We start from the raw sequence: 23,747 nt of genomic DNA on the forward strand, positions 1-23,747 counted from the left end.
CGGGGTTCAGGCGTGCGGCGCACGCCTGAGTGGATGAATGTCCCGACGCCCTGTTTCTCGTCCGGGTGACCAGGGCAAGTGGCGTCGGGCTGCAGGGCGGTGCAATCGGCACCGCTCCTACGTCATGCATCCAGCTGAGCCCCCAAAGCGAGGGAGAACCTAGTGATCCGTACGCCGGCGTCGCACCGCTGCACGCTGGCCTCATCGACATCGCCCGCTGGGCCGAAGAGACCTACCTGGCGCCGTTCCTGGACGGGCGGCCCTTCCACGGGCCCGACGCCCTCGCCTACCTCGCCCAGACATCCCCCGAAGCCGCCAAGTCCCACGACCGGCGCATCACCGCCCTCAACCAGTTCTACGGCGCGGCCGCCGCCCGGCACCTCATCCCCGCACCCCCGAGCCTCACCGAGCTGCGCTCCGGCCTCGACCGCGCCGACGGCGACCCCAAAAAGCTCGAACCCCGCGAACGCGCCGTCCTGCTCACCTGCATCGGCATGTGGGGCCCCACACAAGCCCGCCACTACCGCCGCGACCGTCTCATCGCCTACCTACTCCTCGAGCGCATGAGACCCGGCGAAATCGTCCGCCTCGACAACCGCCACCTCTACGAACAGCCCGACGGCGGCTACGAAGTCCGCGCCCCCGACTACGAATTCGAAGCCATCGGCAAACAGTTCGTCCTCGACCCGCTCGCCGGCGCAGCGTTGAAGGACTACCTGCCCTCACGGCCGCGGCCCGCCGACGGCGTCCACGAACTCATCCTTGGCCAGGGCGGCCGCCCCATCGTCAGCCGCTACCCCAACATGCTCGTACGGCAGATCGCCGACCTCCACCCCATCCTCGCCCAACGCCAACCCCCCCGTCACCGCCGACACCATCGCCCACACCGGCCTTTGGGACACCCCCAGAGACGAGAACAGCTGACTCCTGGCACCGCACGCGCCCGGATCCGGAGATGCGGCATGACCCGATTGGCACCCTGCCCCTGACAGACTGGGCGGCCCCGGCACCTCTCCGCGAAGGGGCCATCCATGACCGACACGCCACAGCCTCCCGCGCAGCACTCCGACCCGACGCCGGAAGACAGCGACACGAAGAAGCCCCTGCGCCGGCGCATCACAGGTCCGCATCCGCAGAGCCTTGGGCGCCGATGAGGGGCGCCGCGGTAGTTTCTGTCATGGGAGGGGCGATAGTCAGATGGTGGGCGGTTCTGAGCACTGAGCCCGTTTCGGTACGTCCCGCCCACGTGATAGGGCCCCTCGCATCACTCGCAAGGGGCCCCAGGGCTTGCGCAATTGTGCAAGAACGATCTTGGTATTACGGGCGCTGGATGCCTCGCATCGAGTCGAGCAGCTCGAGCGAGCGCGGGGATCTCCCCAAGATGCGGAACAAGTCCGGGACGACACGGCTCGGGTTCGCGCTGCTGCTGAAGTTCTTCGAAGTGGAAGCTCTGTTCCCGGAGTCGGCCAAGGAGGTGCCGGCCGCCGCCTAGGGAGGTCAGCGGGAGAATGTACCGCCGGAAGCCGTCGGGCCCGGCTCGTCGTCGAGGGCTGCAAGGGCCTGGTCGAGGTCGTGGAGCGCGGCGCGCATCAGGGCGACGCTGCCGCCGAACGCCAGTCCTGTCTCGCCGGTCTTGAGCAGGTCCACGGGTGTCGCGGTGAAGGCGCGGGAGACCCATTGCGCAGCGCCCTCGTCAGAGTCGACGTGCTCGGAGGCCTCCAGCGCAGACACGGCCGCGGGCAGCTCGTCGGTGCCCATGGGGCCGAAGTCCTGTACGGACTGGGCCGTTTCCACGACTGCGGTGATCGCGGTCTCGAGCTCCTTGCGGGCGCGGATGACACGGGCGTACTCGGGGCCGAGCATGTCGTCGAGATTCACGCGCGTCAGTCCTCGTTGGTTGCTTCGGTGAGCGGGGCGTGGTTGTAGGCGAGCTGTTGCCAGGGCAGGTCATCGCCGGTGCTCTGCTCGTGCTCGCCTGGGTTGAAGCCCTGCATGCGCCACTTGCCGCGGTTGGGGCCGTGGGTGAGGCGCTTCCAGCGGTCGAGGTCGCCGTCGAGGACCTGAGCGGGCCCGTCGTCGCCGGGATCGTTCTGGTCTGTGGGCGACCAGTGGCGCCGGTCGGGATGCTCGCGCTGCCGTTCCTCGTAGGCGGCGACCTGCGCCGTGAAGTCGACGGTTCCCGAAGGGGCTTTGCGCACGCGCTCGAGGCTGTACGCGTCGGCGAGGCTGGTCAGTTCGGCGGCCATGAACGCCAGCGTACGGGGCGTGGAAGGGCTGTTGTGCGGCGTTCAGCCAAGGGTGCGGCATCACGACTCCGCGCGGCCTCAAGCGTGGGCGGCGTGGGCCTACTAAGTGTGCCATCTCATGACGTTGGTGCCACGGTCACGATCACTGCGCGGCGGGGTTGTTGTAGTCGTTGAGAAGGGGGCTGTGGCGCTCGGTGAGTGGGCCAACGCCGAGATCTTCACGCATGAGCGTGCGCATCTTGGCGGCTGCTTTGCCGCGTGCCTCCCAGCGGGCGCGATCCTCTGGACTGCTGACGGCAGTGCCATCGATGTAGCCGTCGCAGATGCGTCGCAGGCAGTGGAACACGCTGTTGGAGGCCTTGACGACGGGTTGGGGCGCAATGAGCCACATCCGTTCTGATGCGATGGCTATGCCTGAATCCCGAAAGGCTTCGCGCAGCGCAAGCGCCCGCTCGTCGTCGGACGGGTGTTCTCGCTCGGCCACGGCCCGCAAGGCTTCACCGAGGACCTTCACGGTGGTGGTGTACTGCGTGTAGATGTCGAGCCGCAGCCGATGAGCCTCTTTGACATTCTCGTGCTTCCACCGATTCCGATCGGCGATGAGAGTAGCGACGATGCCGATCGCGGCCCCGGCCAGGGTGGAGAGCAGTGGCAACCAATCCATACGGGCCAGCTTGGGCCATCCCGTGACGGCGGCACCACGTGGGCTTCGAGGACGAACGTGTATCGCCAGCACCGAGGCCCCGACGCTGACCCGTAACCAATCTCCTGAGACAGCACAACTAGGGTTGAAGTAGGCCCGGTACCGCACCCCCGTCGGTACCGGGCCCTCCGCTTGCCCCTGCTTGGTGTCAGGCCGGCGGGGCAGTCGTACGGCGGAAGCGGCCGGGCCGCGGAGCCGCGCCCACACGGACGGCGACGGCTGGAGAACCGACCGGACGGCACCCTCGAAGGCTTCCAGTGCCGCCTCGACGCGGGTGGGGTTCTCAACCTCTGCGAAGGCAGCGGTCACCAGACCGTTGGCGGCCGTCGCCACGCTCGCGTCTGTGTGGCGGAGAAGCGGTGCGGCGGCGGTGGCCAGGCGGAGAATCGGTTCCCGCACCCTGGCCGTGTGCTCCTTGCTCGCTCGGCGGTCCCCGGCGAGCATCTCGGCGGCGCTCCCGAGACCGGCTGTGATGTGCAGCCTCTCGGACCCGCCGACTACCTGCGCTCGGGCGACGCCGCCCGCGCCGGCGAGAAGTGCGAGGAGGAAGGACCGGGCGCGCTCCGCAGGGCCCTCCCACAAGATGCGGTTGGTGGCTGCGGCATGCCGCAGGTCGACGACAGCGACTATCAGGGCGTCGGCCTGCCCGCGGAGGGCAGCCTTCTCGGCTTCACGGTCCGCTCGATCACGGGACTTGTTGGCCAACCACCAGCCGAAGTACGCGAGGAACACGCCGATGAGGAGGTCAAGGAGCTTCTCCGCGTGACCGCCGAGGAAGTGCAGGGTCTTATCCACCAGGGCAGTGTTCCGGTGGCTTGGAGCCGGGTGCCGGTTGTTGCTGAGCTGACGCGGAAGCCGGATGCGATCGTTACGGCGCTGCTGCCGAAGAGCCGTCAGTCTGCGTAGTCGTGCTGGATCTGGTCGTCGCGGGCGCGGGCGGCGATGGTGTCGGCGATGAGGGCGCGGCGGTGGAGGTCCTGGCTGATCCAGGGGAGCAGCTCGAAGCAGGCGTCGGAGATGTCGACGACGCGTTCGTCGAGGCGGCCGTACAGGTCGCGGAAGCGGCGCCGGTCGTCGCTCAGGGAGCTGCTCGTGCCAGACGCCCCTCCCAGCCTCCGCCACGCACCCGAATACCTGGCGCTGGTTGAGATGTACGAGCTCCCCTCGCAGACCGAGTGCTAGAACCTAGCTGGCCCTGAGCCGCTCGGCGGCGGAGCGCTTGGTGTAGTTGCGCAGGCTCTACGAATCGCTGGGCTTCCGCCTGGTCTCCTGCACCTTCAACCACGGATTCTCGGCCCGAGACTGCGCGTGGTCCAGGTACTTCCGCTTCACGACGGCCGAGCCCTCCTTCCACCGGCCCTGCTTGGTGGGGTCGCCCCCCACAGCCGCAATGGCTTGGGCGCCCCCACGGCGTAGTCCGTGTGCGGTGATTTGCTGCCAGTTCTTCGCCCCAGCCTTGTGGGCACGGCCGCGGACAGGAGGACGGCACCCCGCACGAAATCTGGCCCTGCCACGACTGCCTGCCCTGGCACGCCGAAGTCGTGCACGTAGAAGGCGAGGTACTCGTTCGGGAGTGGCACGCCGTCGACTGCACGCAGTTCCAGCAGCTCGTGTCTGACGACTCGTAACACAGATGCGCTTGCCCCAGAGCGATCCTCCGCGCGGCGCCCGACGGTGAGGGTCGGTCACATCCGAGCAGAATCGACCAACCTTGGCATACCTCTATGGAGCACGACCTAGAAGCTCTACCTTGCGCGCATGTCCAAGAACCTTCCCCGCCTCATCCCCACCGGCAAGTGCTTCTGCGGCTGCGGAACCGACGTCAGCATCGGCAGCTTCTTCGCCCGCGGCCACGACAAGGTCGCCGAAGCCGCCCTCATCGCCGTCGAATACGGCGGCTCCGTCGCGCAGATGCTCCACGCCAAGGGCTTCGGTCCCAGCCACTCCGTCACCCACAAAGCCCTCGACGACGCCGGGTGGCAGAAGTGCAAGCCCTGCGGCTACATCGGCGCCCCCGCCAGCATGCGCAACCACCAGAAGACGTCCGGCCACACCGGCATCAGCCAGCAGTGAGGAGCACGACCATGGGATTCTTCAAGTCTGAGCCGTTCCTCCCAGAGGAGAAGAGCGACGAGGAGATCCGGCAGTACTGCCTCGAACAGGCCCGGAGGTACCTCAACGCCCCGGTTGCCGGCGCTCACAACGACGACCACCTGGAGCGTGCGGCCCGCTTCGCCACGATCGCCCAAGCGTTCCGCCCCGCCTGTAGCCACGGCACCGAGCAGTGAGGAGCACGACCATGGCCATCACCGCCCGCAATCCCAGACGCGCCCGACTCGCCGTCACCCTCGCAGGCATCATCCTCGTCCTCGTCGGAATCCCGCTGTGGGGCACCGGCGACATGGACCAGATGACGGCCGAACAGGAGCAGATCAACAACAGCGCCGGCTACTGGGGTCAGGAGATCGGCTTCGACAGTGGCGAGGAGGACGCATACAACGCTGCTGTCGCTGACGCGCAGAGCGCGGAGACGCGGATGAATATCGGCATCGTGATGATGGTGCTGGGCCTGGTCACGATCGGCTCCCGCTGGCTCATCCGGGCCGCGCCCCCCGCCATGAGGGCTTCGGCCGGCGGGAAGTTGACGCCGGAGCAGGAGCAGCAGGCCATCGCCATGTACCTCGAGGCCCAACGCCGCCAGACCGAGCAATAGCCGCCGAGCAGTAAGGACAGCGGCAGACAGAACGGTGCCCCGCCTGAGGAAAGCAGGCGGGGCACCGGCATGCAGCCTATGCGGCGTTGACCGTCACCTGGCCGCCGGCTGCGATCTGCTCGGCGAACTTGGTGAGCTCGGGATCTGTGATGCTGCCGCCGCCGGAATGGCGGGACCACGTTTCCGCGACCGCCTTCTTCACCTCGTCCAGGGGACGGCCTTGGTATTGCGGGGTGAGCACGTTGAGCGCACGCGTCAGGTCGGAAGCGAGCTTGCGGGTGGCCTGTTCTGCGACCTTCCGCAGGGCAGAGTCATCGATCTTCAGTTTGGACCGGGCCATGAGTGGCCTCCAATGTGCGGGGACCACCAGCGGGGGAAGGAGCCCGTGTGGCCCTCCGGCAGTCCAACTCCCCACAACGCTACCGGCGGCCACTGACAGCACTCGAGGCACCGCGAATGCGGAAATGTGCCGCACTTGCAGACTCAGGCCGCGGGCCCGGATGGTGGGGTCGTAGGGCAGATGCAGTCGTCCCGCCCGTGCGACCCTGTGGCGCTGCCTACGGGGCCGCGCGGGCATTCCCTTGCGCCCCCGCGTCAGCAGCGCAGGTCACTACCCCGGCCCTACCGGGGGGACGGTCCAGCGGGCGTGGTGGGTCCATCCGCCGCGGGCTTTGTCGCCCCGGCCGGACTGGGCTCAAGGGAGCCGGGCTCCAAGGGAGCGTTGGGGGAGGGCGTGCTCGACGGCTCGTCGGTGGTCGCCTTCGTCGCGTTTCCACCGCCCCCGAGCGCGAGCAGCGTGATGACGAGCGTGACAACGGCCACGCCCGTCATGATCGCGGCTCCGAGATTGGCCTGCTGAAGGCCCTGCGGGCTTCCCGGCGGCGACTGCTGGTCGTGCTTGTACACCAGGTACACCACGACAGCGCCGATCCCGAGCAGCACAATGGCGGTGAGGTCGATGTGTCCGTCCACGGTGGCGGGCGCCCTTCGGCTCGGGGGCCTGCCCGCTCTCATCCGGCAAGATCTCGGCGAGCAGGCCCCATTCGAAGCCCGTCGCGTCCGCGCCGGGCCCTCGCTCCTTCCGGGGTGTCGCAGGGCCCTAGACAGCAAAGAGGCCCAACTCTCCATTAGGAGTCGGGCCGTTCTCGCGGGGCGATGGAAAGACGCTGTCACCCCGGCTGTTGCACTCCAAACCGAACCGCGAGTTTGTGGCGCATGCCACTGTGCAGGCGGTAAATAACAGGCCATAGCGGGGCATCTGAATGTGACACCACGCTTGCGCCCATTCTTGATATCACGTCGGATAACTCCACTACGTTCGATATGATAAACCGATAGATAACGCCCAATCGGATCAGGACGGAGGCACTGGCGTTGACCGTTCCGAACGTCTCGATACGCACGGGCCTGACGGCCCCGTTCCCGAACGGCGACAGCCGCCCTCTCCTGCGCCTGGCCGAGCCCAAGGAACTCGCCGTCGACGAGAGCTCGCCGGACCACACGCTCGACACCTACGCAAAGTCCTGGCGGGTATGGGAACGCTTCTGCTCGGCGTCCGACCTATCGCCTGCCGAGGGTTCACATGCCGACCTGGTCGCCTTCGTCACGTGGATGCTGCGCGAGGGCCGTCAAAAGCCAAGCCACGGCGGCACCATGGGCTATGCGCCGGCCAGCGCTGGCACACACCTCGCCGCGACGGTCGTCGGGCTGCGCCGCCGCGGAATCCCGGTCAGCGCCGAAACCCAGGCCGAGGCCCGTCGGTCCCTTGAGGATGTGGCGGCTGCGCTACTCGAGACCGGTGAGCTGCGCGGCCGCGGCCAGAGTGTCGCCGCCGACATCGACGGCCTATACGCGATCGCCGCGTCCTGCCCGGAGACGCTCACCGGTCACCGGGACAAAGCCTTGATACTCACCGGCTTCCACTACGCGGAACGCGCCTCCGAGCCTGCCCGCCTGCTCGCCGGTGATGTCGCAGTGCACCCGAGGGGCCTGGCCATCTCCGTCCCGGCTCGCAAGACCCAGCGCTCGGTACGCAGCGTGGAGATCCCACACTCCAACGACACCACCGTCTGTCCTGTGCGGGCCTGGAGCGTCTACCGGGCCCAACTCCGTCATCTGCACGGTGATCAGTACGACGTCTCTTCCACCCCGGCCTTTGTCGGCATCGACCGTTGGGGGAACGTCACGGGCGGCATGTGCCCCGACAGTGTCACCCGTGCCATCAAGCGCATCTCTGCTCGCGCTGGCGTCCCCGTCAGCTGGACCAGCATCTCCCTGCGCAGCAGGCTCACCCGCGGTCGGCTCTCCTGAGCAAATCACCCGTCACCGGAACCGCGCGACTCGTTCGGGCCGCGATGGGCTTCCCGCCCTCAGCGAGGGATGAAGGGAGTGGGTGCCCCTCGTCCTTCACCAGAGGGCTGATCGGTTCCTCCGCCAAGGGGCGCATCTTCATCCTCTGCACTGGTGAGCCCGGGGCTCAGCGGAGAGGCGAACTGCCTTGGCCAGCACGGCGCGAGTGGCCAACGGTAGTTGGTTTCGAAAGGTTGCGCCAAACACACGTACGAGTGAAAAAGCGCAATCCCACCCATCAATAGGGACCCGTCTCGGGCTAGTTCGCCTCGCCTACCTGCACCCTTGCGTTACTCGCCCTCAGTTCGCGATGCCGGCTGCCGCGCCGATCGAACCGTCGCAACTCCGCCGCAGGGTCGGCAAGTAGGCAGCTCAGGTGGACGGCAGGGTGACACGCGTGAGGGCGAATTTGCGACCAAACCCCAGATCTAGTGGTTGGATTGCATCAGCAGCCCAGAAGTTGTGGTCCCCGGTCCATCGAAGTCTCCGCCAGCTCCTATGCTTGGGGCTGCTCAGGCGGTACCCCTCACAGATGTACCTCTCCCCCGAGAGGAACCCCCGTCGTTCCAGGGGCCTTTGGGAACCGCAGGAGGTGGTCAGATGGCAACGCCTGACGACCGGTCAGTGCAGCGCCGCCAGATACGGATCAAGCCCCCGGGCAAGACCGTAATGGCGTGGCTCACTGCAGCCGGAGCGCTGGGAAGCGTCATCAAGATCGCGGTCGAGATCGCGTCCTTCTGGATGTGACCTGTGGCCCCGGACGTTACGGCAGGCGCTCATAACTGAGCCCGGCCGAGTGATAGACGGCCGGGCTCATAGTTAGACCACTGACGGAGGGTCGGATGCTGGGTGCAACCAGCTCCGGCCCTTCGTGGTTCGGGACCTCCTCGCGGGAGGTCTTCCGTGCCAGGGCTTCGCCAGCAGGCTAGTTCACCATAGCTCACCGAGTCGCACGGCGGCTGTGGGCGAACCGTCCTCAGAAGGAAGTCGGCTGCAGGATGTGTCGGGCATGACTACGACCGCTGACTGGACTGACGCCGACTCCATGGAGTCGTTCGCCCACCAGTCGACGCCGGGCCACGTTCCTGGCTGCTCTCTCCGCTGCCGCCCAGGCCATCGCTGGCCCACCGGGCGTGGGGCACTCAGGACGACGACGCCCTGGTGTCCAACAACCGATCGGTTGCCGGTCAACGTCCTGCCCGAGGGCAACAGGGACCGGTAGCTGCGGGGTCATCGGGCAGGATCTCGCCCTGGTCGGCCATGAAGGCGCGGCCGCCGTGCTTCCAGGTCTGCGCGAGCGCGGCCTCTTGCACGACGAGCTCGCGAGCGAGCCGGTCCAGGTTCGGCGCGACGAGCCCGTGCACTTTCTTGTCCTCGATCCAGGAGAGGGCTGCGCCCAACTCCGGGTGCTCGTCGCTAGCGACAGTGCCCGGCACGGCCTTTCTCGACGAACAGCTTCCCGTGGAAGTGGCGGGGGCCATCTGGGCCGCGCTTCTCGTCGCGGTGGCGGGAGGTCCTGCTCGGCGCAGAACCTGAGCCAGGTCGCGAAAGATCGAACACAACGACGCTGGCCTTCGGACTACCCGGATGTCTGGGCAGTCCGAAGATCAGCGGTCGCGGTTCCACCAATCCACGGTCTCCAGCGTCAGCACCTTCTTCTCCAATGCCTCTGCCGCATCGCCGCTCGCGGTGACAGCCCAACAGACATGCAGATCCGCCCATGCCAGCGCAGCCTTGCCCCAATCAGCCGCCCGCTCGGGCCGGCCCGCTTCGACTTCCGCCAGGCGCTCGCGCAACCATCTGACATCCGCCAGCGCCCGGTCGAAGACTGCTTCGCCGAGCCCGGAGGCCAACGCCTTGCCACTGGTGTATCGCCGCAACCTACCCTGCAGCCCCTGACCCGACCGCTCCCCAGCCATGCCCACGTACACCACCGGGCCTGTCGCACCCTGCCGGGCGAGGTAAACACCAGGCAGCCGCGGCACCTCGGCGGCACTCAGCGGTACCCAGTCTGACCAGCTAGCCGCATCCGAGAGCTCCTGACAAAGCGGCTTCCCCACCTCGCCCCCTTACTGACCAACCGCCGGAGAATGACTGACGCCAAAATACTCGCTCACGCCTATTCGACGGAGTAGACCTCCGGCTTCGGATGGCCCACGGGATGACGCAACTGGTGCCGTGAGGCGTTGTACTCCGTGTCGGCCCTGATGTCAGAGCCGCGAGACTTAGCCCCGCACTCGCAGCGCCAGCTGTAGATCATCGGGTTGCTGGGGCCGTTGGACGCGGTGTCTGGCTGCTGTGATGCAGCCCTGGCGATGGCACGCAAAATGTTCTTGATCACGGTTGGTCTCCCGCTTCCCAAACCGAACGCCGACAGCCCGGCAACGCCGCACATGTGTGCCGACGCCCTTATGGTCGCTTCCGCCGCCGGCAAACGATCCAGATTCGGTGTCACAGGACGCTCGGCTCCGCCTTCGTGGTGGTCGTTGCCATCCCACAATCGATCGGTTCCTGGACACGGGCGGTCGCAACATCCGCACCACGTGGCGGATGTTCAACAAGCAAGTTCACCAAGGCCGAAGCGGTCACTCACCGGCCTCACGTTTCTTGGGCACCCGCACGAAGCGCCGTGTCGGCGGCTTGATGACGGCCGTCTCGCCGAGCCGATCGAGGTCGAGATAGTGGACGTTACGGACGTGCACTACCTCGAAGTCGGTCGGGTTGATAGGGCGGCGCTTCGTCCTTACGAGCCCGACTTGGGCCAGTTCTCGCAGCCCCTTGCTGCGGGTGTCCTCACTGAGGGCATAGCGATGTTCGGCGTCCTTCGGGCTGAACCACAACGCTTCGTCGCTCGCTTTGGGGCCGCGCTCGCACAACAACACGAGGAACATGGCGACGCCCGCTCCTGAAAGTACGGTGAGGTACCCACTGGTCCAGAAGGCATCAGGGATCTGGACGTAACGATGGACCAACGCGCCCAGTTGGCTGTCCGCTGCTTCCTTCCGAGCAGCTGCTCCCGGAGCTACGTACTGCTGGCCGTTGCCGCTCTCGTCCAGGACCACGACCTGATTGGGGCGTCCCATCTGGGAGGCCACGTCAATGAACTTGTTCTGGGCGAGCCACGCCTGTGCATCGCTGATACGACGGGCTCCAGCTGTAGCGGGATCTCGGAGATCAAGAAGCGTGGCCCAAGCTCGCCCCGCGAAGGTGAGGCCCTGGGCCGTGTCGTCGCGCTGCATCCAGAGGTAGCTCAGGAGCAGCTTCAGCCGGACCTGGCCGCCACGCCCTCCACGGAGCATCCGGGCCAATGGCGGTGGCGCGTCGTCTGGATGGAACCGCTCAACGAAGCTGTAGCGCAGCTGAGCCTTCCGGCGCCCGTACCGGGCGGCGTTCTCGGCCGCCTTCAGCGCTGCGTTCGACGGGGAGCGACGCAGCTCCACCGACTGATCTTTCGCTTGCACCGGGTCACCTGCCGTATCAACAAGTATGGATAAGTAGTTCAAAGTTACGTAGTGCCGGGTTCAAAGGTAGGGCATCACCGCAGCAAAGGTAGCCCCTGAGCAGGACAAGAACGTGGCACTCTGGGTGCAAAGGTGGGGGTGTACCCGGGCATTCCACCAAGAAGAGGGTGGCGGTTCTCCGCTCGGTCCGTCTATCGTCAGAAGCAGAGCGGCTGATGTTGAGGAAGGGGCGGGTAGTGTCCCCAACCCCCCTTCTTGAGACTGCAGCTGACTTAGCGTCATCACAGTCGATGTAGTTCAACGGCTCGTTGTCCCCTGGATAAGGTCTCGGGCTGTCGGATGGTGGAGCGGATCAGACGAGGTTGTGCCCCTCGCCCCGCTCCCCTGTGATCTCGCCGTGTGGGCCCCGCGCGCCGCGCGGGGCCCACACGTGTCCAGGGCTAGGGCGACCGTCGCAGTGCGGGCGGTCGATTAGTCGTGTTGGCGAGCATCCAGCGAACCGTCTCCGGGTGCCACCGCTCCCCTCGCTTCGGCCGGATGCCGGTGTGCATCGCGAACGTCCACTGATCGACCTGGAGGTGTCATGCCCCTGCAGATGAAGCTGTGCGCGATAACACTCGACTGCTCTGATCCGCTGGCTCTGGCGGCGTTCTATCAGCAGGCCACAGGCCTCGAGCCTCACCCGAAATCCGACGTCAACTTCGCCGGTCTCAACTGTGACGACGGACTCTTCATCGGCTTCCAACGGGTCGACGACTACCGGCCTCCCCGCTGGCCTGACCAGACTGTTCCTCAGCAGTCCCACCTCGACTTCGCGGTCGATGACCTGGACGAAGCCGAGACCTGGCTCCTTGAGTTGGGGGCAAGCAAACCTGATCACCAGCCGAATGAGGACGGGTGGCGGGTCCTCGCCGATCCGGCTGGGCATCCTTTCTGCCTGGTCAGAGGCTGATAGACGCTGACGTCGACGACCCGCTTCGTCGACTACGGCCGTATGGGCGTGATGTAGCCATAGATCGGCTCGTGAACGGCACGCGTACTGGGAGCACGGAGCGACCACCCGAGCTGTCGGTCCGGCAGGTCCGATAGAACCTAGCGCTTGGTAGAAGGCCGGTCTGTGGTGCCACCGCTCCCCTCTCTTGGGCGGGATGCCCTCGGCGTCGAGCACTGCAGCAATCTCGTGATATGACAGCTCATCTTCGTCGCGGAGCTGGCGTGCGCGACCGGCCTGCTCGCTCTCTTCTTCCGTCAGGTCTTTTTGGTGGGCCCGCCATCCGTACGGCGGGGCACCGTAGGCGTATGCGCCCTGCTCAGCCTTCTCGCGTCGGCCGTGGCGGAGTCGGGCGGCGATCATCGATCGCTCCAACTGAGAGAAGGCACCCATCATCTGCCGCATAGCGGTACACATAGGGTCGTCCGGGGGTTCGGGTTCCCCGGGCTGGTCTTCGGGTGGACCATGCCCGGCATGAGGCGTATGCGGATGGTGGGGTCGATCGTGCTGGCGGTGCTCGTGGTTGGGAGTGCGGCCGGCTGTAGCGGGGACGACCCGGGCGGCGGGAAGGACGGCAAGCCGTCCGTATCGGCGTCGAAGGCGAAACCGGTGGCGCCGCGGGATGCGCTCGAGGACTACACGGCGGCGGGTGCTGCGGGCTGTGAGACGGCGCCGGAGTGCCAGGACCAGGTGACGGCGCAGTTGAAGGCGGCCGCGCGTGTGCGGGCGGCGATGAAGGCGAAGGACCCGGCGCTGTATGCGGTGCCGATCGGGTTCGTGGATGAGGCGGAGCGTCAGGCGGATCACTTCGGCCGGGACAATCTGGGGGCGAAGGGCAATTCGTTGGCGGTGACGTTGCCGTTGCAGAGGATGACGTCGTGGTTTGCGGAGCATCCGGAGGGCTGACGTACGGGGACGTGAAGCGTCCCCGCCACCGGAGGGTGATGGCGGGGACGCTGGGGCTCGGGGGTGGGACTGGGGGTGGTCGCCGTCCCGAGCGGTCTGGAATCCACTGTGCAGTCTCAGGCTGTCTAACGCCTGCGAGGCAGCTGTGGCACGGCCCAGGGAGTCTCTTCTGAGGGGCGCTGGGACGCTTCTCAGAGATACTCCCCGGTCGAGCATCTTGACCGACAAGTCCGATTTCTGGACTCCGGACATGTGAGCTTATCCGGGATCCATGCGTGAAGCGGGGTGCGTTCGCCGGGCCTCGGCCCGCCGGCCGTGGTGGCTGGTCGTCTCCAGGTGTTCCGTGTTGTGGGAGGGCGCCGGGGACGGCAACTGTCGGCCGTGCTTGATCGTCCTCTGGTGTATGACCACACCATCCCCGGAGCCGCCCGCTTGGCCTCACTGCGGCCACGGAGCTGCCCCGGACGATCCTGGGGGCTGTCGCGGCATTCGCGTGCGTGGCCACACCGCCTGCTTGGCTCATCTTGCTGACACCGAGCGGGATGCCTACCTGGCCGGCCTGCAGCCTGGAGCCGATGTCGACCACCGCGGCACGTTCTTCACTGCCCAGCTTCTCGACGAGCTGCTCGACGCTCTTCGTGACCGTGGCACCGGACAACCTCACCTTGGCGACGCCCTGTTCGGGTCCGCGACTTTCGAGGGCTACGCCCGGTTTGAGTCGGCGACTTTCGAGGGCTACGCCGGGTTCGGGATGGCGACCTTCGAGGGTTATGCCGGGTTCGAGGCAGCGACCTTCAAGGGCAAAGCCTGGTTCTGGGCGGTGACCTTCAAGCACGACGCTGGGTTCGGGTCGGTGACCTTCGAGGGCAGCGCCGGGTTCTGGGAGGTGACGTTCGAGGGCGACGCCGGGTTCCGGTCGGCGACCTTCCAGGGCGACGCCGGGTTCGCGTCGGCGACCCTTGATGAGGTTGCGGCGGCCGACGTCGCCCGACCACTGGGCCACCGGCTTGGGGCAGGTCAGGAGCTGCTTGGTGATGAACGCGGTGAGCGGCTTCGGCGTGCTCTTGCGGCCGATCAGGTCCTTGAGCCACACCTGTCGGGCCTTCTCGGCGGCGCGGTAGGCCTTGTTGCCCGCCTTGACGTATTCGCGTGACGGCTGCGACGGCTTGGCCTGTTTCGCCGCCTCGGCCTGCTGTACGTCTTTCTCGCCGTCCGTCTTTGGGGTGTCTTCCTGGGGCGGCCGGTGGCCGAAGCGGTCCGGGTCGGTGCAGAAGTAGTCCACCTCGCCGGGCTCGTTGGGGTTCTCGGCCCAGGTGGCCACGTGGCCCGGGCACCCGGTGTGGGCCTCGGCGCTCATGGGCTCGCCGTCCGGGCCGTCAAGCTCGGCGAGCGGCTCGGCGGTCGGCGCAAGAGTGTCGGAGTCCTCGGCCAGCCGTACTCCGGCCTCCTTCAGCTGCGGGCGGACCGTGTCGCGGGCCTGGTGCTCGGCGCGGTCGTCGCGCTCCCATTGGACCTGGAACTCGAAGCGGCCCGTGCGGTAGGCCTCCAGCAGCCGGTCTACGGCGTCGCCGTCGTCGTCGAACTCGCCCAGCACGCCGAGCACTTCGAGATCGAGGTCATACGTTCCGGCCCCGGCGAGGACGGAACGGGTCCGCTCGCCGACTGTCTTGGCGGTCTTGACGGCGCGGGAGACCTGGGTGCGGGTCCGGCCGGTGAGTTCGGCGACCCTCGCCTGCTTCATGCCCTCGCCGACCGCACCGAACAGGGCGTCGGCCTGCTCCAGCTCGGTCAGGCCACGACGGTAGGCGTCGTCGTTCTCGATGAGCTGGTCGATGAAGTCCTCACCGGCCTCGCGCAGGGAGGGGTCGAGCACGTACGCGGGGACCTCGATCGCGTCCTGCTCCTCCTCGGTCTCCTTGGTGGTCCGGGCGGCGAAGCAGCGCCGGTGTCCCATCTTCAGCTCGTACGTGTCCTCGCCGAGCGGGAGGACCACGACGGGGACCTTCACGCCGTTGGCGGCGACGGACTGGAGGAACTTCTCGTCGAGGTTGAGTTCCTGACGCACGTTGCGCTCGTTGACGCGGATCTGGCCGAGCCGCAGGGTGATCTGCTGCATCGGTGTGGTTGTCGCGGTGTCGCTCACGGAGTGCTCCTTGTGCGATCGGTTGGCGTTGAGCAATTTGCCGCTTACTAATGAAATCAATTATACACTTTCCCCCGTTCGCCGTCCCCGCTGCCGGCGAGCCCGGCGGCCGTGAAGAACGCGCCGTCCAGGGCGCGGCCCGTGTTCGCGGACTCGTGGTAGTGATCGAGGGCGAATTCCCGTTCCTCCTCCGTCAAGTCCCGCTCTTCCGCGACCAGTTCGCACGCCTGCTTGTGCTTCTGGGCCTGCTCCTTGCTGAGCTTTCCGGGCATGACGTGCCGCCTTTCGGGGTGAGGTGGTGCGCCGGTCCGGGGTGCGGTCCCGGACCGGCGGCGAGAGGGGCGGTGCGCCTGGCCTAGGCGCCGGTGGGGGTCGGCTGCGGCGCGGCGGGGAACCACCACTCCTTGTGCTCGTCGCCGTCTCGGGGGTAGGCGCAGATGCGGACACCGGCCGCGGTGGCCGAGTGGTAGAAGCACCACCGGCGGTGGCCGAGGATGCGGTCCCATCGCGTGACGTCGCCGTCGAACACGCTGACGGGCGTGCCGTACCGGTTGCGCTCGGTCCGGTAGACCCTCCATCGCATGCAGTCGGCCACCTGCCACCGGGGCCCGATGCCCGCCCGCTCGATCCACAGTTCGGTGCAGTCGTGGCAGGACACCCGGCGCAGCGCCTGTCCGGGGTCTGCGGACTCCCACCACGCCGGGGCATCGCCACACAGAGCGGGGCCGCCGTCCTCCTCGGCGCGGTGGACGGTCAGGGCCAGGCCGTCAGCCCTGCGGTATCCGAACTCCCCTGCAGCGCAACGGGCGATGAACATCCGCCGGGTGCTGCGGGGGGCGGTCGGGGCGGCCTGCAGGGCGCGGGGCGTCTGGACGCCGGCGCAGGCTCCGCCGTCCGTCTCCCACGCCTCGACGGCGCCCGGGTCGGTGACGGCGGCCAGCGGGTGCAGGCGATCGCCGGTGAGCTGAGAGGGGAAGCGCGTGGACATGAGGGCTCCGCTCGGTGGGCCGGGCGACTGGCGCGCCCGGCCGGTCGGGTGGTCGGCTCGGAGGTGGTTACCGGGGTGCGACCCGCGGCTTACCTGGTGGGGGCGGTGCGAAGGTCGGCGACCAGGGCGGTTGCGTTGTCGGCGTAGGTTCCGGCGTGGGCGATCGCCGAGCTGGTGACGTCCCGCGCGGCCTGGCTCGGCGTACTGGTGAGGTAGTTGGCGAGGTTGCGGGCTGAGTCCTCCAAGGGCTCGTACGTGCCGTCGCTGGCCAGCAGCAGACGGCAGTTCTCCGCGCCACGGGTGACGGACTCGATTGCGGGATGCCCGTACTGTGCTTTCCTCTCCGCGTCGGTCTCCGTCGCACCCAGGCACGACGTGATGCGGTTGCGGTTGCCCTGGAAGATGCGCCGAAGGTTGTGGTCGTCGGTGAGGCGCTGGACGGTGCCGCGCGGGGTGAGGACGTAGGCGCGGGCGTCTCCGCACCAGGCGACGGTGAGCGGCTTGCCGGGGACGGTGACGGCCACGACGGCGCAGGCGGCGGGCGGGTCGTAGCGGGCGGACTTGTCCTGCCGCTCCGGCTCGGCGGCGTAGGCCTCGTAGACGGCCCTCAGGCCGGCCTCGGCGCCAGCGTGCAGGGCGGCGGTGCGGGCGAGACGGCGGGCGGCGGTGCGGGTCCAGTCGCGCACCGCCCCGGTGGAGCCGATGCCGTCGCACAGGACATACGCGCGGGCGCCGTTGTGGGTGTAGGTGGCGGTGGCGTCGCACTGGTGGGAACGGTCGCCGATGAGCTGGAAGGCAGCGTGGGTGGGCATGAAACCTCCGGGAGCAGGCCGGGCCGGGCGCCGTGGGCGCCCGGCCGTGGGGCGGTCAGGCGGTGGGGGTCGACTCGGGCTGCGCCGTGGTGACGCTCAGGTTTTCGGCGCGCAGGTCGGCGGCGACGGCGGCCATGAACTCGGCGTCGGCCTGCTGGTCGCGGCTGCCGGGGGCGTACCAGTACTGGTTCTTGCGGTGCCAGTTGAAGCCGTGGCGCCTGAGCACGTCGGCGGCACCGTCGCCCAGACGCGTACCGGTGACGGTTGTCCCGTCCTCGGCCGTGTGCTGGAGCGTGAGTCCCTCCGCGCCCTCGTCGCCCTCCTCGTCGGCGCTCACCGGACGGGCGGCCTGTGTGGCGGCCTGCTCCTTGGCGGCGGCCCAGCGCTGGGGCAGGACAACGTCACTGGCGATCTGCCACATCTGCTGCGGGGCCCAGTTCTCCTGGATGACGTGGCCGTCGACGACGCAGGCGGCGAGCATGCCGCTAGTGGAGGGCTCGGTGCCGTCGTGGGCCTCGGACCACAGGACGGCGGCGGCCTTCAGGGCGTCATCGGAGACGTCCCGGTGGGTGTTGATGCCGTCGACCAGCGGCTTACCGGTGACCTTCTGGCCCTTGACGGTGACGGTGACCGTGTTGTCGGTGGACTCGTAGCGGTCCTCCATGCCGTTGAACTGCGCGCCCTGCATGGGGCGGGTGAGCTCTTCGACGTCGGCCGTGCAGGGGCCGTCGGTCCAGTGGACGGAGATCCACGCGGCGGCGGTACCAGTGCCCTTGCGCACGTTGAACTGCACGCCGGGGAACGCCTTTTGCAACCGGCGCTTGAGTTCGGCGGCCACGTGCTTGGTGTCGATGTAGTCCATGCCCTGTCCTTCTGGTGCGAGTTGGGTTGGTGGCGAGTGAGTTGCCGCTCACCTGCAAAATCAATAATACTCTCTACATGGTGGGGGGTTCAACGCTTCTGCCGTATCAGTCGGCAATGAAGACGCAGTCACCGTTGACCGTGATCCGGATCGGGATCGTTCCACCCGGGTTGATCACGTCGTCGGGCACCTCGCCGGTACCCAGATGGACGGCCACCACCAGGCCTTCACCGCGCTTCCAGCAGGCGTATACCTGGGTCCCCGCTCTCCAGACACGGCAACGTCCCGCGCTGCTCCCGGTGTTGGTGGTGAAACCGCGCGCCTCGGTTCAGAGTGTCGGCGCGGCACTTGCTCATCCGCACAGCTCTGGCTCCTCCAGAGTGCCGGTCCCGGCGTGCGAGCCCGGACCGGCCCGGGGCCCCGGGCCGGTTGGGGGTGTGTCAGGACGGAGTGTTGGCGGCGGCCTGCTCCGCCTGCCACCCTTCGCTCTCGGCGCGGCGGTAGGCCTCGACTCCGTCCACGGTCAGCCGCGCGACCCGTACGGCTTCCACCTCGGCGGGGTGCTGCTCGGCGAACTCCTCGGCCCGGCCGTCCGTCGTCCAGCCACGCGTCAGCCAGTGACGCACCCATTCCCGCGCTGACCGGCTACGGTCCCTGCCGCGCTGCACCAGGGCGCGGCCCTCCCCGCCCCCCTGGGCGGTGCCGACCGCGACGGCGAGCGCTCCGCGTGCGGCGTCCTGAGCGGCGCGCGCGTTCAGGTACGCGCAGGTGTACGCGGCCCGTTGTCCCTTGCCGTGTCGCTCCTCGCCCCAGCGGTCGTAGGCGGCGTGGAAGGGTTCGCCGGTGCGCCCGTGCTCGGCGTGCCAGGCCACCCACGCGCGTTGGGGGTCCTCGAACATCTGGATGAGCCGCCCGTATCCGGCGGCGGTGGGCTCCCGGCCTTCGGTGGCAAGCCGTGCCCGCCACGCTTCCTCCTGGGCCTGCAACAGGCGCTCGCCCTCGGCGATCGCCACCAGGGCGAGCGCCTCGGCCTCGGTCGCGCGCGGCGCGTCCTTGACCTGCTCCACGGCGGCGCGCACCCGCTTGCCCGCGTCCAGCACCGCATCCCGCTCCGCTGCCAGGGGCCGCGCGTCCTCGCCTCCGGTCTCCCGGTGGCCGCGCTGGGCCCGGGTGAGCGCGTCGACCGCGTCACGGTGCGCCTGCTCGGCGGCGGCCAGAGCTGCCCCGGCACGCTCGGCGGCGTCGCCGGTCACATGCCCGTGCTCCAACCGGGCATCGGCGGCCGTCTCGGCAATCTTGGTGACGGCGTCGGCGAGCTGGCGGTGCCACTCAGCCGCGTCGCGTCCCCACACGGTCCGGCCGGCCTCCTCGTCCGCCCGGTTGATGGCGCGCACGTCGCGCACCCACGCGAGCACTTCGCGGAATGCGGCGCTGTGGCGGCCGTTGCACTGCGAGGCGGACCCCCAGTAACGGGCCCCGTCCCACACGCACCGGGCGGTGTATCCCTGAGTGCCGGTGCGTACCGGGAACTCGCCGGACACCTCGACCGCCTGTACGAGGGTGCCTTGCATGAGGTTGGCCGTGACGGTGACATCCCACCCGTTCGCGGTCGCTGCCTCGGCCAGCGTCCGCGCGTTCTTGGGCAGGCCGGCGACCTCGTCGGACGACGGCGCGGCGGGCGGGGCCGTGGGGGCGTCGCCGCTCGGTCCGGGCTCGGGGCCGCGGGGCGGCTCGACACCAGGGCAGGCTCCGCCATCGGCCTCCCACGCTTCGGCTGTGCCCGGGGCGGACGGCGGGGCGTCCGCTGCGGCCACGGTCGGCGGCATCTCCGCTCCGGGTAGGGCGGTCTGCTCGACAGTCACCCGGCGGACAACTTCGCCGTGTGTCCACTCACCCGCAACCTGGTACCCGCGTGCGGTGATCAGGTCGGCAATGCGGCCCAGGGGGACGGCGCTGGAACTGCGGTAGTGGCACCCGTCGTCATTCCACACGGTGGCGCCCTCCCACGGGCGGCCCGGGTGGCGCTGCCCGCAACCGCACTCCAGACGAAGCGCTGCGCCGTTCATCCGCGTGTACGTGAGCACCGCGTAGCGGGCTGTCATGGTGCAGGTGAGTGACTGCACCCACTGCTCATACGCCGAGCCGTACACCCCGAACGTCAGGATCCCGGACGAGATCACCCACCTGGCGAACGCTGCCCCTTCCTCGGGGGTGCGGCCCTCCGCGACGGCGTACGCGGCGAGATCTTCGAGGTAGGCGGCGTTCGATGTGAGGTAGTCGGCGGGGAGCATGGACAGGACCGGCTGACTGTCCGGGGCGGCGTCGGCGCCTGCGGGGGTCAGCAGGCAGTCAGCTCCGGCGTAGTCGCGCCCGACGAATCGCGACGGGTACAGCTCCAGCGGGACGGTGGCCTTGATCCACGGACGCAGCATGACGGGGACCTCGCCCGCCGGGGCGGCGGCGATGGACGCTGAGACGACCTCCGCCGTCACGGGGGAGGCGCTCCGCTCACCGTAGGCCGACAGGACCGGCGCCGTGCGGGCGGTGGGAGCCTCGGCGGCCACCAGGTCCCCCAGGGCGCTCCATGCGATGTCCTCGGCGGTCTGCTGGCCGTTGCGGGTCAGGGTGGCGCCGTCCCAGCGGTAGCCCCGGGCGGTGAGCCTCCACACGCACCGCAGGACGGTTTTCCTGGGCTCCTGGCGGGCGGTGAGCAGCAGCGCGCAGTGTCCGGGCTGCGTCTTGACGGTGATGGTCCATCCGGCCGCTTCTGCGCGGGCGGTGAGGTGGACCAGGTTGCGGGGCAGATCGGCAGTCGGGGCGGTGGGCGCCGGCACTTCGGCAGAGGCCGGGGCCGGCGCCTGAGCAGCGGTGTGCGTGCTGTCGGCGGGGGACGGGTTCGCGGTCATGTTGGGTCACTCCTGGTCGGGTTGGTGCCGGGGTGAGTTGCCGCTCACACCGGGAGGGCGGGGCAGGGGGAGCAAGGGTGTACCCGCCCGGGCCGGTCGGGTGACCGGCCCGGGCGGGTAGGTGCTCAGTTGCGGCGGTTCGGGGGCCGGTCATCCCGGGGCGCGGTGCGGCCGGTGCTCTCGCTGCTCGTCTCCGCCTGCGGGCGGGGCACTTCCTCGGCCTGCCGGTACTCAACGCCCGGTTCTGGGGCCAGAGGTGCGCCGGTTTCGGCGTCGACGGCGTACGCCTCCCGGATGTCCTCGGCAGTGAGCGGCCGAAGCCAGAAGTTCCGGACTTTCCAGCCGCGTACGAACTCCGACCCGTCGGGGCCGAAGCTGCGTACGACCAGTCCACCGGTGGCGGACCCGACCAAGCCCGCAGCGATCACAGCGCACACGCGCGTAGATGCGGCGTCGTTGATGATCAGGCCGTCCCCCATCACGGTGAGTTCCTGGCCTTCGGCGACAATGCCGTGCGGCGTGGTGGCGCTGGCCACCATGTGGTGTGTCCCGTCGCTGAGAACGTTCAGAAGGGACAGGTACGCGTCGGCTGCGCGGTTGAGCAACGCGTGTGCTGTGCCGGCGGCGGTGTCCATCGCCTCGCCGGTCACGGCGCCGCTGACGGGTGCGGGAGTCCAGCGCATCGCGTCCGTGCCGAGATCCTCGCTCGGGTCATCGTGCTGGCCTTCAAGGCTCTGCCGTACGTGGTCGTAGTACTCGCTCATTGTTCCCCTGCCTTGGGTTGGTGAGTTGGCGGCGGATGAGTTGCCGCTCATCCGTAGAATCAATAATACGCTCTTCCGGGGGGTGATCTCAACCCACAATCACCCCCCGGACATGGCGAGTTATGACGACTTCACCGGCGTCACTGCAGTACGGAAGAACGCGTTCCGGGTGAGGCTGAACGTGACCCGCATGGTCTCGCCGGTGCTCTCGCGCTTGCCGTAGATCTCGACGTCGGTCAACTCGTCGTCCTCGTAGGCCACTTGCAACACCGTGCCTTCCCACACCTCGGGCCACGGGGCGGGCCGGTTCGCGGTCCTCGGGCGGGCGTAGGCAGCCAGACCCCGGCTGGGGCGGCGCTCGATCCGTACCCGCTGCCCCTGGCTGATCGGTCCTGTGGCGGTCATGGTGTCCCCTCTCTGGTGACTGTGACTCCGGGAGGGTGGGGCAACGCCGGTCGCCCCACCCTGGGCGCGCGCTACTGCGTCCGGCCCGCCTGCTGCTCCTCGGCTGCGGTGGACAGCTCGTTGACCGCGTGGCGGGCGTGGTCCGCCCGAACGAGAGCGGCCACCTGGTCGGCGGACGGAAGTCCGAACCCTCCGTCACGGGCGAACATGTCGTACGCCTCGCGCCACCCGCGAACCTGGCACTCGACCGCGTCCCGCGACGCACACGCGATCGTCAGGCCTCCGACGGTGACCGACAGCGCGCCGATTCCGTCGGGGCTCACTCCCGCGCTGCGGGCCCGGATCTTGGCGCGACGGGGCGCATCGGCCAGAATCACAAACGAATTGATGGTGAGTTCGGGCTCACGCAATTCGCCTGCGTCGATCTGCTCGGGAAAAATCCTGTCGAGCATTTCGGCGGCCTCGCACCAGCCTTCCCACCAAACGCGCGCGGCGGTAGGGTGCCGGAATTCGATGATGGCCGTCGGGACTTTGAGTAGGGGAATGAGCGTCAGACCGACAGATGCATTGGTCTCGTGCTCTCCAGCAATGTGGATCGCGAGTCGGCTTACCGCATCAACGGTTTCTGTGTTCAAGGGGGCTCCTCGGGTTGGTGATTGAGACTCAGCCAGGTTGCCGCCTGCCTGTGAAATCAATAATACACTCTTGAAGTGGGGAGGCACCCGAAACGACCTAACTATGCAGACCCAGAATCCGGCACACGATCTGACCTGCCATCTGATCAGCTATCAGTTAGCTGATCAGATCCACGATCAGGCAGTACAGCCATCGCCGTATCTCAGCAAAGAGCCAGGTCATGTCCGTCTCCCGGTCCTGGTACGCACTCTGACAACCCCTCACACGCACCCTCGACCGTCTGTGACAGCAGGAAGGACAGGCAGGAGGACGGACGGCGGGCGCGCGCTTGGGGCAGGGGGCGCCGGAGGCGCTCTCGGCCGCGTCGGCGGAGCCTCCGCGACCGGATGAACGGGAGTGGGGAGAGAAAAGGTGAGAGTAGGCACTGGGGGAGTTCCTGCCGGAGGCAGGCCACCCACCCGCAGGACACGCCCCACCATCGTTCCCTGGCCCGGAGGGCCACCGACCCCTCACCCTCGATTCCCGCACCCTTCCAAGGGGTTGGGCCCCGGAGGGGCCCAACCCCCTTCCCCCGTATTCCGTGGTTTACTTTTCTCCACGGAATACTAAAACTCAATTCCCTTCATCTTTAAGGGAATCGGAGATTCCCCAAAACCCCAACACCACACCGGACATGACTCACCCTCAACCAAATCCTCAACACCCCACCCACAGAACAAAACCAGCGCACTCCCGCTTTTCGTGCCGGAGGCACGCACGTTATGGAATGGCCGGAGGCCAATTCCATAACTCCCCGCCGGAGGCGGGCAATTCGCGCGGGGACGCGCGAAACGAGCGGAGCGAGTATTCGGCTGCCGGAGGC

General features: G+C 68.2%; 29 protein-coding genes and 1 pseudogene. 13 read left to right on the forward strand and 17 right to left on the reverse strand.

What is annotated here, in order from left to right; translation table 11 throughout:
- The first annotated feature begins 65 nt into the window (after window positions 1–65).
- From ACWFR4_RS40420 to ACWFR4_RS40430, 3 genes are all read left to right on the forward strand, one after another.
- The gene (locus ACWFR4_RS40420; protein WP_453656605.1) at window positions 66–989 is read left to right on the forward strand and encodes a hypothetical protein; all 924 of its coding nucleotides are present in this window, start codon (window positions 66–68) and stop codon (window positions 987–989) included.
- 42 nt (window positions 990–1,031) lie between these two features.
- On the forward strand, window positions 1,032–1,154 hold the full coding sequence (locus tag ACWFR4_RS40425; RefSeq protein WP_453656606.1) for a hypothetical protein: 123 nt from the start codon (window positions 1,032–1,034) through the stop codon (window positions 1,152–1,154).
- 176 nt (window positions 1,155–1,330) lie between these two features.
- Window positions 1,331–1,492 carry a hypothetical protein gene (locus ACWFR4_RS40430; protein WP_453656607.1) on the forward strand — a complete coding sequence of 54 codons (162 nt, stop codon included), beginning with the start codon at window positions 1,331–1,333 and terminating at the stop codon, window positions 1,490–1,492.
- A 5-nt stretch (window positions 1,493–1,497) separates the two neighbouring features.
- Here the strand turns inward: ACWFR4_RS40430 and ACWFR4_RS40435 are convergent, their stop codons facing one another.
- The 3 genes from ACWFR4_RS40435 to ACWFR4_RS40445 form a co-directional block, all read right to left on the reverse strand.
- Window positions 1,498–1,878, reverse strand: coding sequence for a hypothetical protein (locus tag ACWFR4_RS40435; RefSeq protein WP_453656608.1), 381 nt, complete (start codon window positions 1,876–1,878; stop codon window positions 1,498–1,500).
- Window positions 1,879–1,883: 5 nt separating this feature from the next.
- Window positions 1,884–2,246, reverse strand: coding sequence for a hypothetical protein (locus ACWFR4_RS40440; RefSeq protein ID WP_453656609.1), 363 nt, complete (start codon window positions 2,244–2,246; stop codon window positions 1,884–1,886).
- 142 nt (window positions 2,247–2,388) lie between these two features.
- Window positions 2,389–3,744 carry a hypothetical protein gene (locus tag ACWFR4_RS40445; protein WP_453656610.1) on the reverse strand — a complete coding sequence of 452 codons (1,356 nt, stop codon included), beginning with the start codon at window positions 3,742–3,744 and terminating at the stop codon, window positions 2,389–2,391.
- 113 nt (window positions 3,745–3,857) lie between these two features.
- Here ACWFR4_RS40445 and ACWFR4_RS40450 point away from each other — a divergent pair, with 113 nt between their 5' ends.
- The 4 genes from ACWFR4_RS40450 to ACWFR4_RS40465 all read left to right on the forward strand — a co-directional run bounded on the left by ACWFR4_RS40450 (window position 3,858) and on the right by ACWFR4_RS40465 (window position 5,662).
- Window positions 3,858–4,097, forward strand: coding sequence for a hypothetical protein (locus ACWFR4_RS40450; protein WP_453656611.1), 240 nt, complete (start codon window positions 3,858–3,860; stop codon window positions 4,095–4,097).
- Window positions 4,098–4,707: 610 nt separating this feature from the next.
- Window positions 4,708–5,022 (forward strand): hypothetical protein, encoded by a 315-nt coding sequence (locus ACWFR4_RS40455; RefSeq protein WP_453656612.1) that lies wholly within the window; start codon window positions 4,708–4,710, stop codon window positions 5,020–5,022.
- Between the two features lie 11 nt (window positions 5,023–5,033).
- A complete protein-coding gene (locus ACWFR4_RS40460; RefSeq protein ID WP_453656613.1) occupies window positions 5,034–5,237 on the forward strand; it encodes a hypothetical protein in 204 nt (67 codons plus the stop codon).
- 11 nt (window positions 5,238–5,248) lie between these two features.
- Window positions 5,249–5,662 (forward strand): hypothetical protein, encoded by a 414-nt coding sequence (locus ACWFR4_RS40465; RefSeq protein ID WP_453656614.1) that lies wholly within the window; start codon window positions 5,249–5,251, stop codon window positions 5,660–5,662.
- Between the two features lie 76 nt (window positions 5,663–5,738).
- Here the strand turns inward: ACWFR4_RS40465 and ACWFR4_RS40470 are convergent, their stop codons facing one another.
- Both ACWFR4_RS40470 and ACWFR4_RS40475 read right to left on the reverse strand, forming a co-directional pair.
- A complete protein-coding gene (locus ACWFR4_RS40470) occupies window positions 5,739–6,002 on the reverse strand; it encodes a hypothetical protein (RefSeq protein ID WP_453656615.1) in 264 nt (87 codons plus the stop codon).
- Between the two features lie 281 nt (window positions 6,003–6,283).
- On the reverse strand, window positions 6,284–6,634 hold the full coding sequence (locus tag ACWFR4_RS40475) for a hypothetical protein (protein WP_453656616.1): 351 nt from the start codon (window positions 6,632–6,634) through the stop codon (window positions 6,284–6,286).
- A gap of 402 nt (window positions 6,635–7,036) precedes the next feature.
- Here ACWFR4_RS40475 and ACWFR4_RS40480 point away from each other — a divergent pair, with 402 nt between their 5' ends.
- Entirely contained in the window at window positions 7,037–7,972 is a 936-nt protein-coding gene (locus ACWFR4_RS40480; protein ID WP_453656617.1) for an integrase, read from the forward strand.
- Window positions 7,973–8,611: 639 nt separating this feature from the next.
- Window positions 8,612–8,758, forward strand: a complete 147-nt coding sequence (locus tag ACWFR4_RS40485; RefSeq protein ID WP_453656618.1) for a hypothetical protein — start codon at window positions 8,612–8,614, stop codon at window positions 8,756–8,758.
- Between the two features lie 440 nt (window positions 8,759–9,198).
- Here the strand turns inward: ACWFR4_RS40485 and ACWFR4_RS40490 are convergent, their stop codons facing one another.
- The 3 genes from ACWFR4_RS40490 to ACWFR4_RS40500 all read right to left on the reverse strand — a co-directional run bounded on the left by ACWFR4_RS40490 (window position 9,199) and on the right by ACWFR4_RS40500 (window position 11,472).
- Entirely contained in the window at window positions 9,199–9,447 is a 249-nt protein-coding gene (locus ACWFR4_RS40490) for a hypothetical protein (protein ID WP_453656619.1), read from the reverse strand.
- Between the two features lie 171 nt (window positions 9,448–9,618).
- Window positions 9,619–10,071: a hypothetical protein gene (locus ACWFR4_RS40495; RefSeq protein ID WP_453656620.1), complete on the reverse strand. Its 453-nt coding sequence runs from the start codon at window positions 10,069–10,071 to the stop codon at window positions 9,619–9,621.
- Between the two features lie 525 nt (window positions 10,072–10,596).
- Window positions 10,597–11,472, reverse strand: coding sequence for a hypothetical protein (locus ACWFR4_RS40500; RefSeq protein ID WP_453656621.1), 876 nt, complete (start codon window positions 11,470–11,472; stop codon window positions 10,597–10,599).
- Between the two features lie 583 nt (window positions 11,473–12,055).
- Here ACWFR4_RS40500 and ACWFR4_RS40505 point away from each other — a divergent pair.
- The gene (locus tag ACWFR4_RS40505; protein WP_453656622.1) at window positions 12,056–12,424 is read left to right on the forward strand and encodes a VOC family protein; all 369 of its coding nucleotides are present in this window, start codon (window positions 12,056–12,058) and stop codon (window positions 12,422–12,424) included.
- A 360-nt stretch (window positions 12,425–12,784) separates the two neighbouring features.
- Here the strand turns inward: ACWFR4_RS40505 and ACWFR4_RS40510 are convergent.
- Window positions 12,785–12,880: pseudogene (locus ACWFR4_RS40510) on the reverse strand (hypothetical protein); the annotation flags it as partial.
- A 57-nt stretch (window positions 12,881–12,937) separates the two neighbouring features.
- Between ACWFR4_RS40510 and ACWFR4_RS40515 the strand changes: the two are divergent.
- The 3 genes from ACWFR4_RS40515 (at window position 12,938) to ACWFR4_RS40525 (ending at window position 15,563) form a co-directional block, all read left to right on the forward strand.
- Window positions 12,938–13,369 (forward strand): hypothetical protein, encoded by a 432-nt coding sequence (locus ACWFR4_RS40515; protein WP_453656623.1) that lies wholly within the window; start codon window positions 12,938–12,940, stop codon window positions 13,367–13,369.
- A gap of 514 nt (window positions 13,370–13,883) precedes the next feature.
- Complete coding sequence (locus ACWFR4_RS40520; protein WP_453656624.1) at window positions 13,884–14,522, forward strand: pentapeptide repeat-containing protein; 639 nt, start codon at window positions 13,884–13,886, stop codon at window positions 14,520–14,522.
- Window positions 14,523–14,690: 168 nt separating this feature from the next.
- The gene (locus ACWFR4_RS40525; RefSeq protein WP_453656625.1) at window positions 14,691–15,563 is read left to right on the forward strand and encodes a hypothetical protein; all 873 of its coding nucleotides are present in this window, start codon (window positions 14,691–14,693) and stop codon (window positions 15,561–15,563) included.
- 5 nt (window positions 15,564–15,568) lie between these two features.
- Here ACWFR4_RS40525 and ACWFR4_RS40530 read toward each other — a convergent pair whose 3' ends face one another.
- The 8 genes from ACWFR4_RS40530 to ACWFR4_RS40565 all read right to left on the reverse strand — a co-directional run bounded on the left by ACWFR4_RS40530 (window position 15,569) and on the right by ACWFR4_RS40565 (window position 22,884).
- A complete protein-coding gene (locus ACWFR4_RS40530) occupies window positions 15,569–15,784 on the reverse strand; it encodes a hypothetical protein (protein ID WP_453656626.1) in 216 nt (71 codons plus the stop codon).
- A gap of 83 nt (window positions 15,785–15,867) precedes the next feature.
- On the reverse strand, window positions 15,868–16,500 hold the full coding sequence (locus ACWFR4_RS40535) for a hypothetical protein (RefSeq protein WP_453656627.1): 633 nt from the start codon (window positions 16,498–16,500) through the stop codon (window positions 15,868–15,870).
- Between the two features lie 89 nt (window positions 16,501–16,589).
- Window positions 16,590–17,312 carry a PP2C family protein-serine/threonine phosphatase gene (locus ACWFR4_RS40540; RefSeq protein ID WP_453656628.1) on the reverse strand — a complete coding sequence of 241 codons (723 nt, stop codon included), beginning with the start codon at window positions 17,310–17,312 and terminating at the stop codon, window positions 16,590–16,592.
- 55 nt (window positions 17,313–17,367) lie between these two features.
- The gene (locus ACWFR4_RS40545; RefSeq protein WP_453656629.1) at window positions 17,368–18,174 is read right to left on the reverse strand and encodes an LPD29 domain-containing protein; all 807 of its coding nucleotides are present in this window, start codon (window positions 18,172–18,174) and stop codon (window positions 17,368–17,370) included.
- A 440-nt stretch (window positions 18,175–18,614) separates the two neighbouring features.
- Window positions 18,615–21,080 carry a hypothetical protein gene (locus ACWFR4_RS40550; protein ID WP_453656630.1) on the reverse strand — a complete coding sequence of 822 codons (2,466 nt, stop codon included), beginning with the start codon at window positions 21,078–21,080 and terminating at the stop codon, window positions 18,615–18,617.
- Window positions 21,081–21,205: 125 nt separating this feature from the next.
- The gene (locus ACWFR4_RS40555) at window positions 21,206–21,844 is read right to left on the reverse strand and encodes a hypothetical protein (protein WP_453656631.1); all 639 of its coding nucleotides are present in this window, start codon (window positions 21,842–21,844) and stop codon (window positions 21,206–21,208) included.
- A gap of 120 nt (window positions 21,845–21,964) precedes the next feature.
- The gene (locus tag ACWFR4_RS40560) at window positions 21,965–22,249 is read right to left on the reverse strand and encodes a hypothetical protein (RefSeq protein WP_453656632.1); all 285 of its coding nucleotides are present in this window, start codon (window positions 22,247–22,249) and stop codon (window positions 21,965–21,967) included.
- Window positions 22,250–22,320: 71 nt separating this feature from the next.
- Window positions 22,321–22,884, reverse strand: coding sequence for a hypothetical protein (locus tag ACWFR4_RS40565; protein WP_453656633.1), 564 nt, complete (start codon window positions 22,882–22,884; stop codon window positions 22,321–22,323).
- Window positions 22,885–23,747 lie beyond the last annotated feature (863 nt).

The sequence above is a fragment of the Streptomyces sp. NPDC055140 genome (assembly GCF_053607285.1).

Excerpts from the sequence above, each read along its gene's own strand:
- ACWFR4_RS40465 (WP_453656614.1), top strand. The coding sequence starts at position 5,249 with ATGGCCATCACCGCCCGCAATCCCAGACGCGCCCGACTCGCCGTCACC.
- ACWFR4_RS40535 (WP_453656627.1), bottom strand. The coding sequence starts at position 16,500 with ATGTCCACGCGCTTCCCCTCTCAGCTCACCGGCGATCGCCTGCACCCG.
- ACWFR4_RS40440 (WP_453656609.1), bottom strand. The coding sequence starts at position 2,246 with ATGGCCGCCGAACTGACCAGCCTCGCCGACGCGTACAGCCTCGAGCGC.
- ACWFR4_RS40470 (WP_453656615.1), bottom strand. The coding sequence starts at position 6,002 with ATGGCCCGGTCCAAACTGAAGATCGATGACTCTGCCCTGCGGAAGGTC.
- ACWFR4_RS40485 (WP_453656618.1), top strand. The coding sequence starts at position 8,612 with ATGGCAACGCCTGACGACCGGTCAGTGCAGCGCCGCCAGATACGGATC.
- ACWFR4_RS40530 (WP_453656626.1), bottom strand. The coding sequence starts at position 15,784 with ATGCCCGGAAAGCTCAGCAAGGAGCAGGCCCAGAAGCACAAGCAGGCG.
- ACWFR4_RS40550 (WP_453656630.1), bottom strand. The coding sequence starts at position 21,080 with ATGACCGCGAACCCGTCCCCCGCCGACAGCACGCACACCGCTGCTCAG.
- ACWFR4_RS40430 (WP_453656607.1), top strand. The coding sequence starts at position 1,331 with ATGCCTCGCATCGAGTCGAGCAGCTCGAGCGAGCGCGGGGATCTCCCC.
- ACWFR4_RS40425 (WP_453656606.1), top strand. The coding sequence starts at position 1,032 with ATGACCGACACGCCACAGCCTCCCGCGCAGCACTCCGACCCGACGCCG.
- ACWFR4_RS40455 (WP_453656612.1), top strand. The coding sequence starts at position 4,708 with ATGTCCAAGAACCTTCCCCGCCTCATCCCCACCGGCAAGTGCTTCTGC.
- ACWFR4_RS40515 (WP_453656623.1), top strand. The coding sequence starts at position 12,938 with ATGAGGCGTATGCGGATGGTGGGGTCGATCGTGCTGGCGGTGCTCGTG.
- ACWFR4_RS40555 (WP_453656631.1), bottom strand. The coding sequence starts at position 21,844 with ATGAGCGAGTACTACGACCACGTACGGCAGAGCCTTGAAGGCCAGCAC.
- ACWFR4_RS40545 (WP_453656629.1), bottom strand. The coding sequence starts at position 18,174 with ATGGACTACATCGACACCAAGCACGTGGCCGCCGAACTCAAGCGCCGG.
- ACWFR4_RS40505 (WP_453656622.1), top strand. The coding sequence starts at position 12,056 with ATGCCCCTGCAGATGAAGCTGTGCGCGATAACACTCGACTGCTCTGAT.
- ACWFR4_RS40540 (WP_453656628.1), bottom strand. The coding sequence starts at position 17,312 with ATGCCCACCCACGCTGCCTTCCAGCTCATCGGCGACCGTTCCCACCAG.
- ACWFR4_RS40560 (WP_453656632.1), bottom strand. The coding sequence starts at position 22,249 with ATGACCGCCACAGGACCGATCAGCCAGGGGCAGCGGGTACGGATCGAG.
- ACWFR4_RS40460 (WP_453656613.1), top strand. The coding sequence starts at position 5,034 with ATGGGATTCTTCAAGTCTGAGCCGTTCCTCCCAGAGGAGAAGAGCGAC.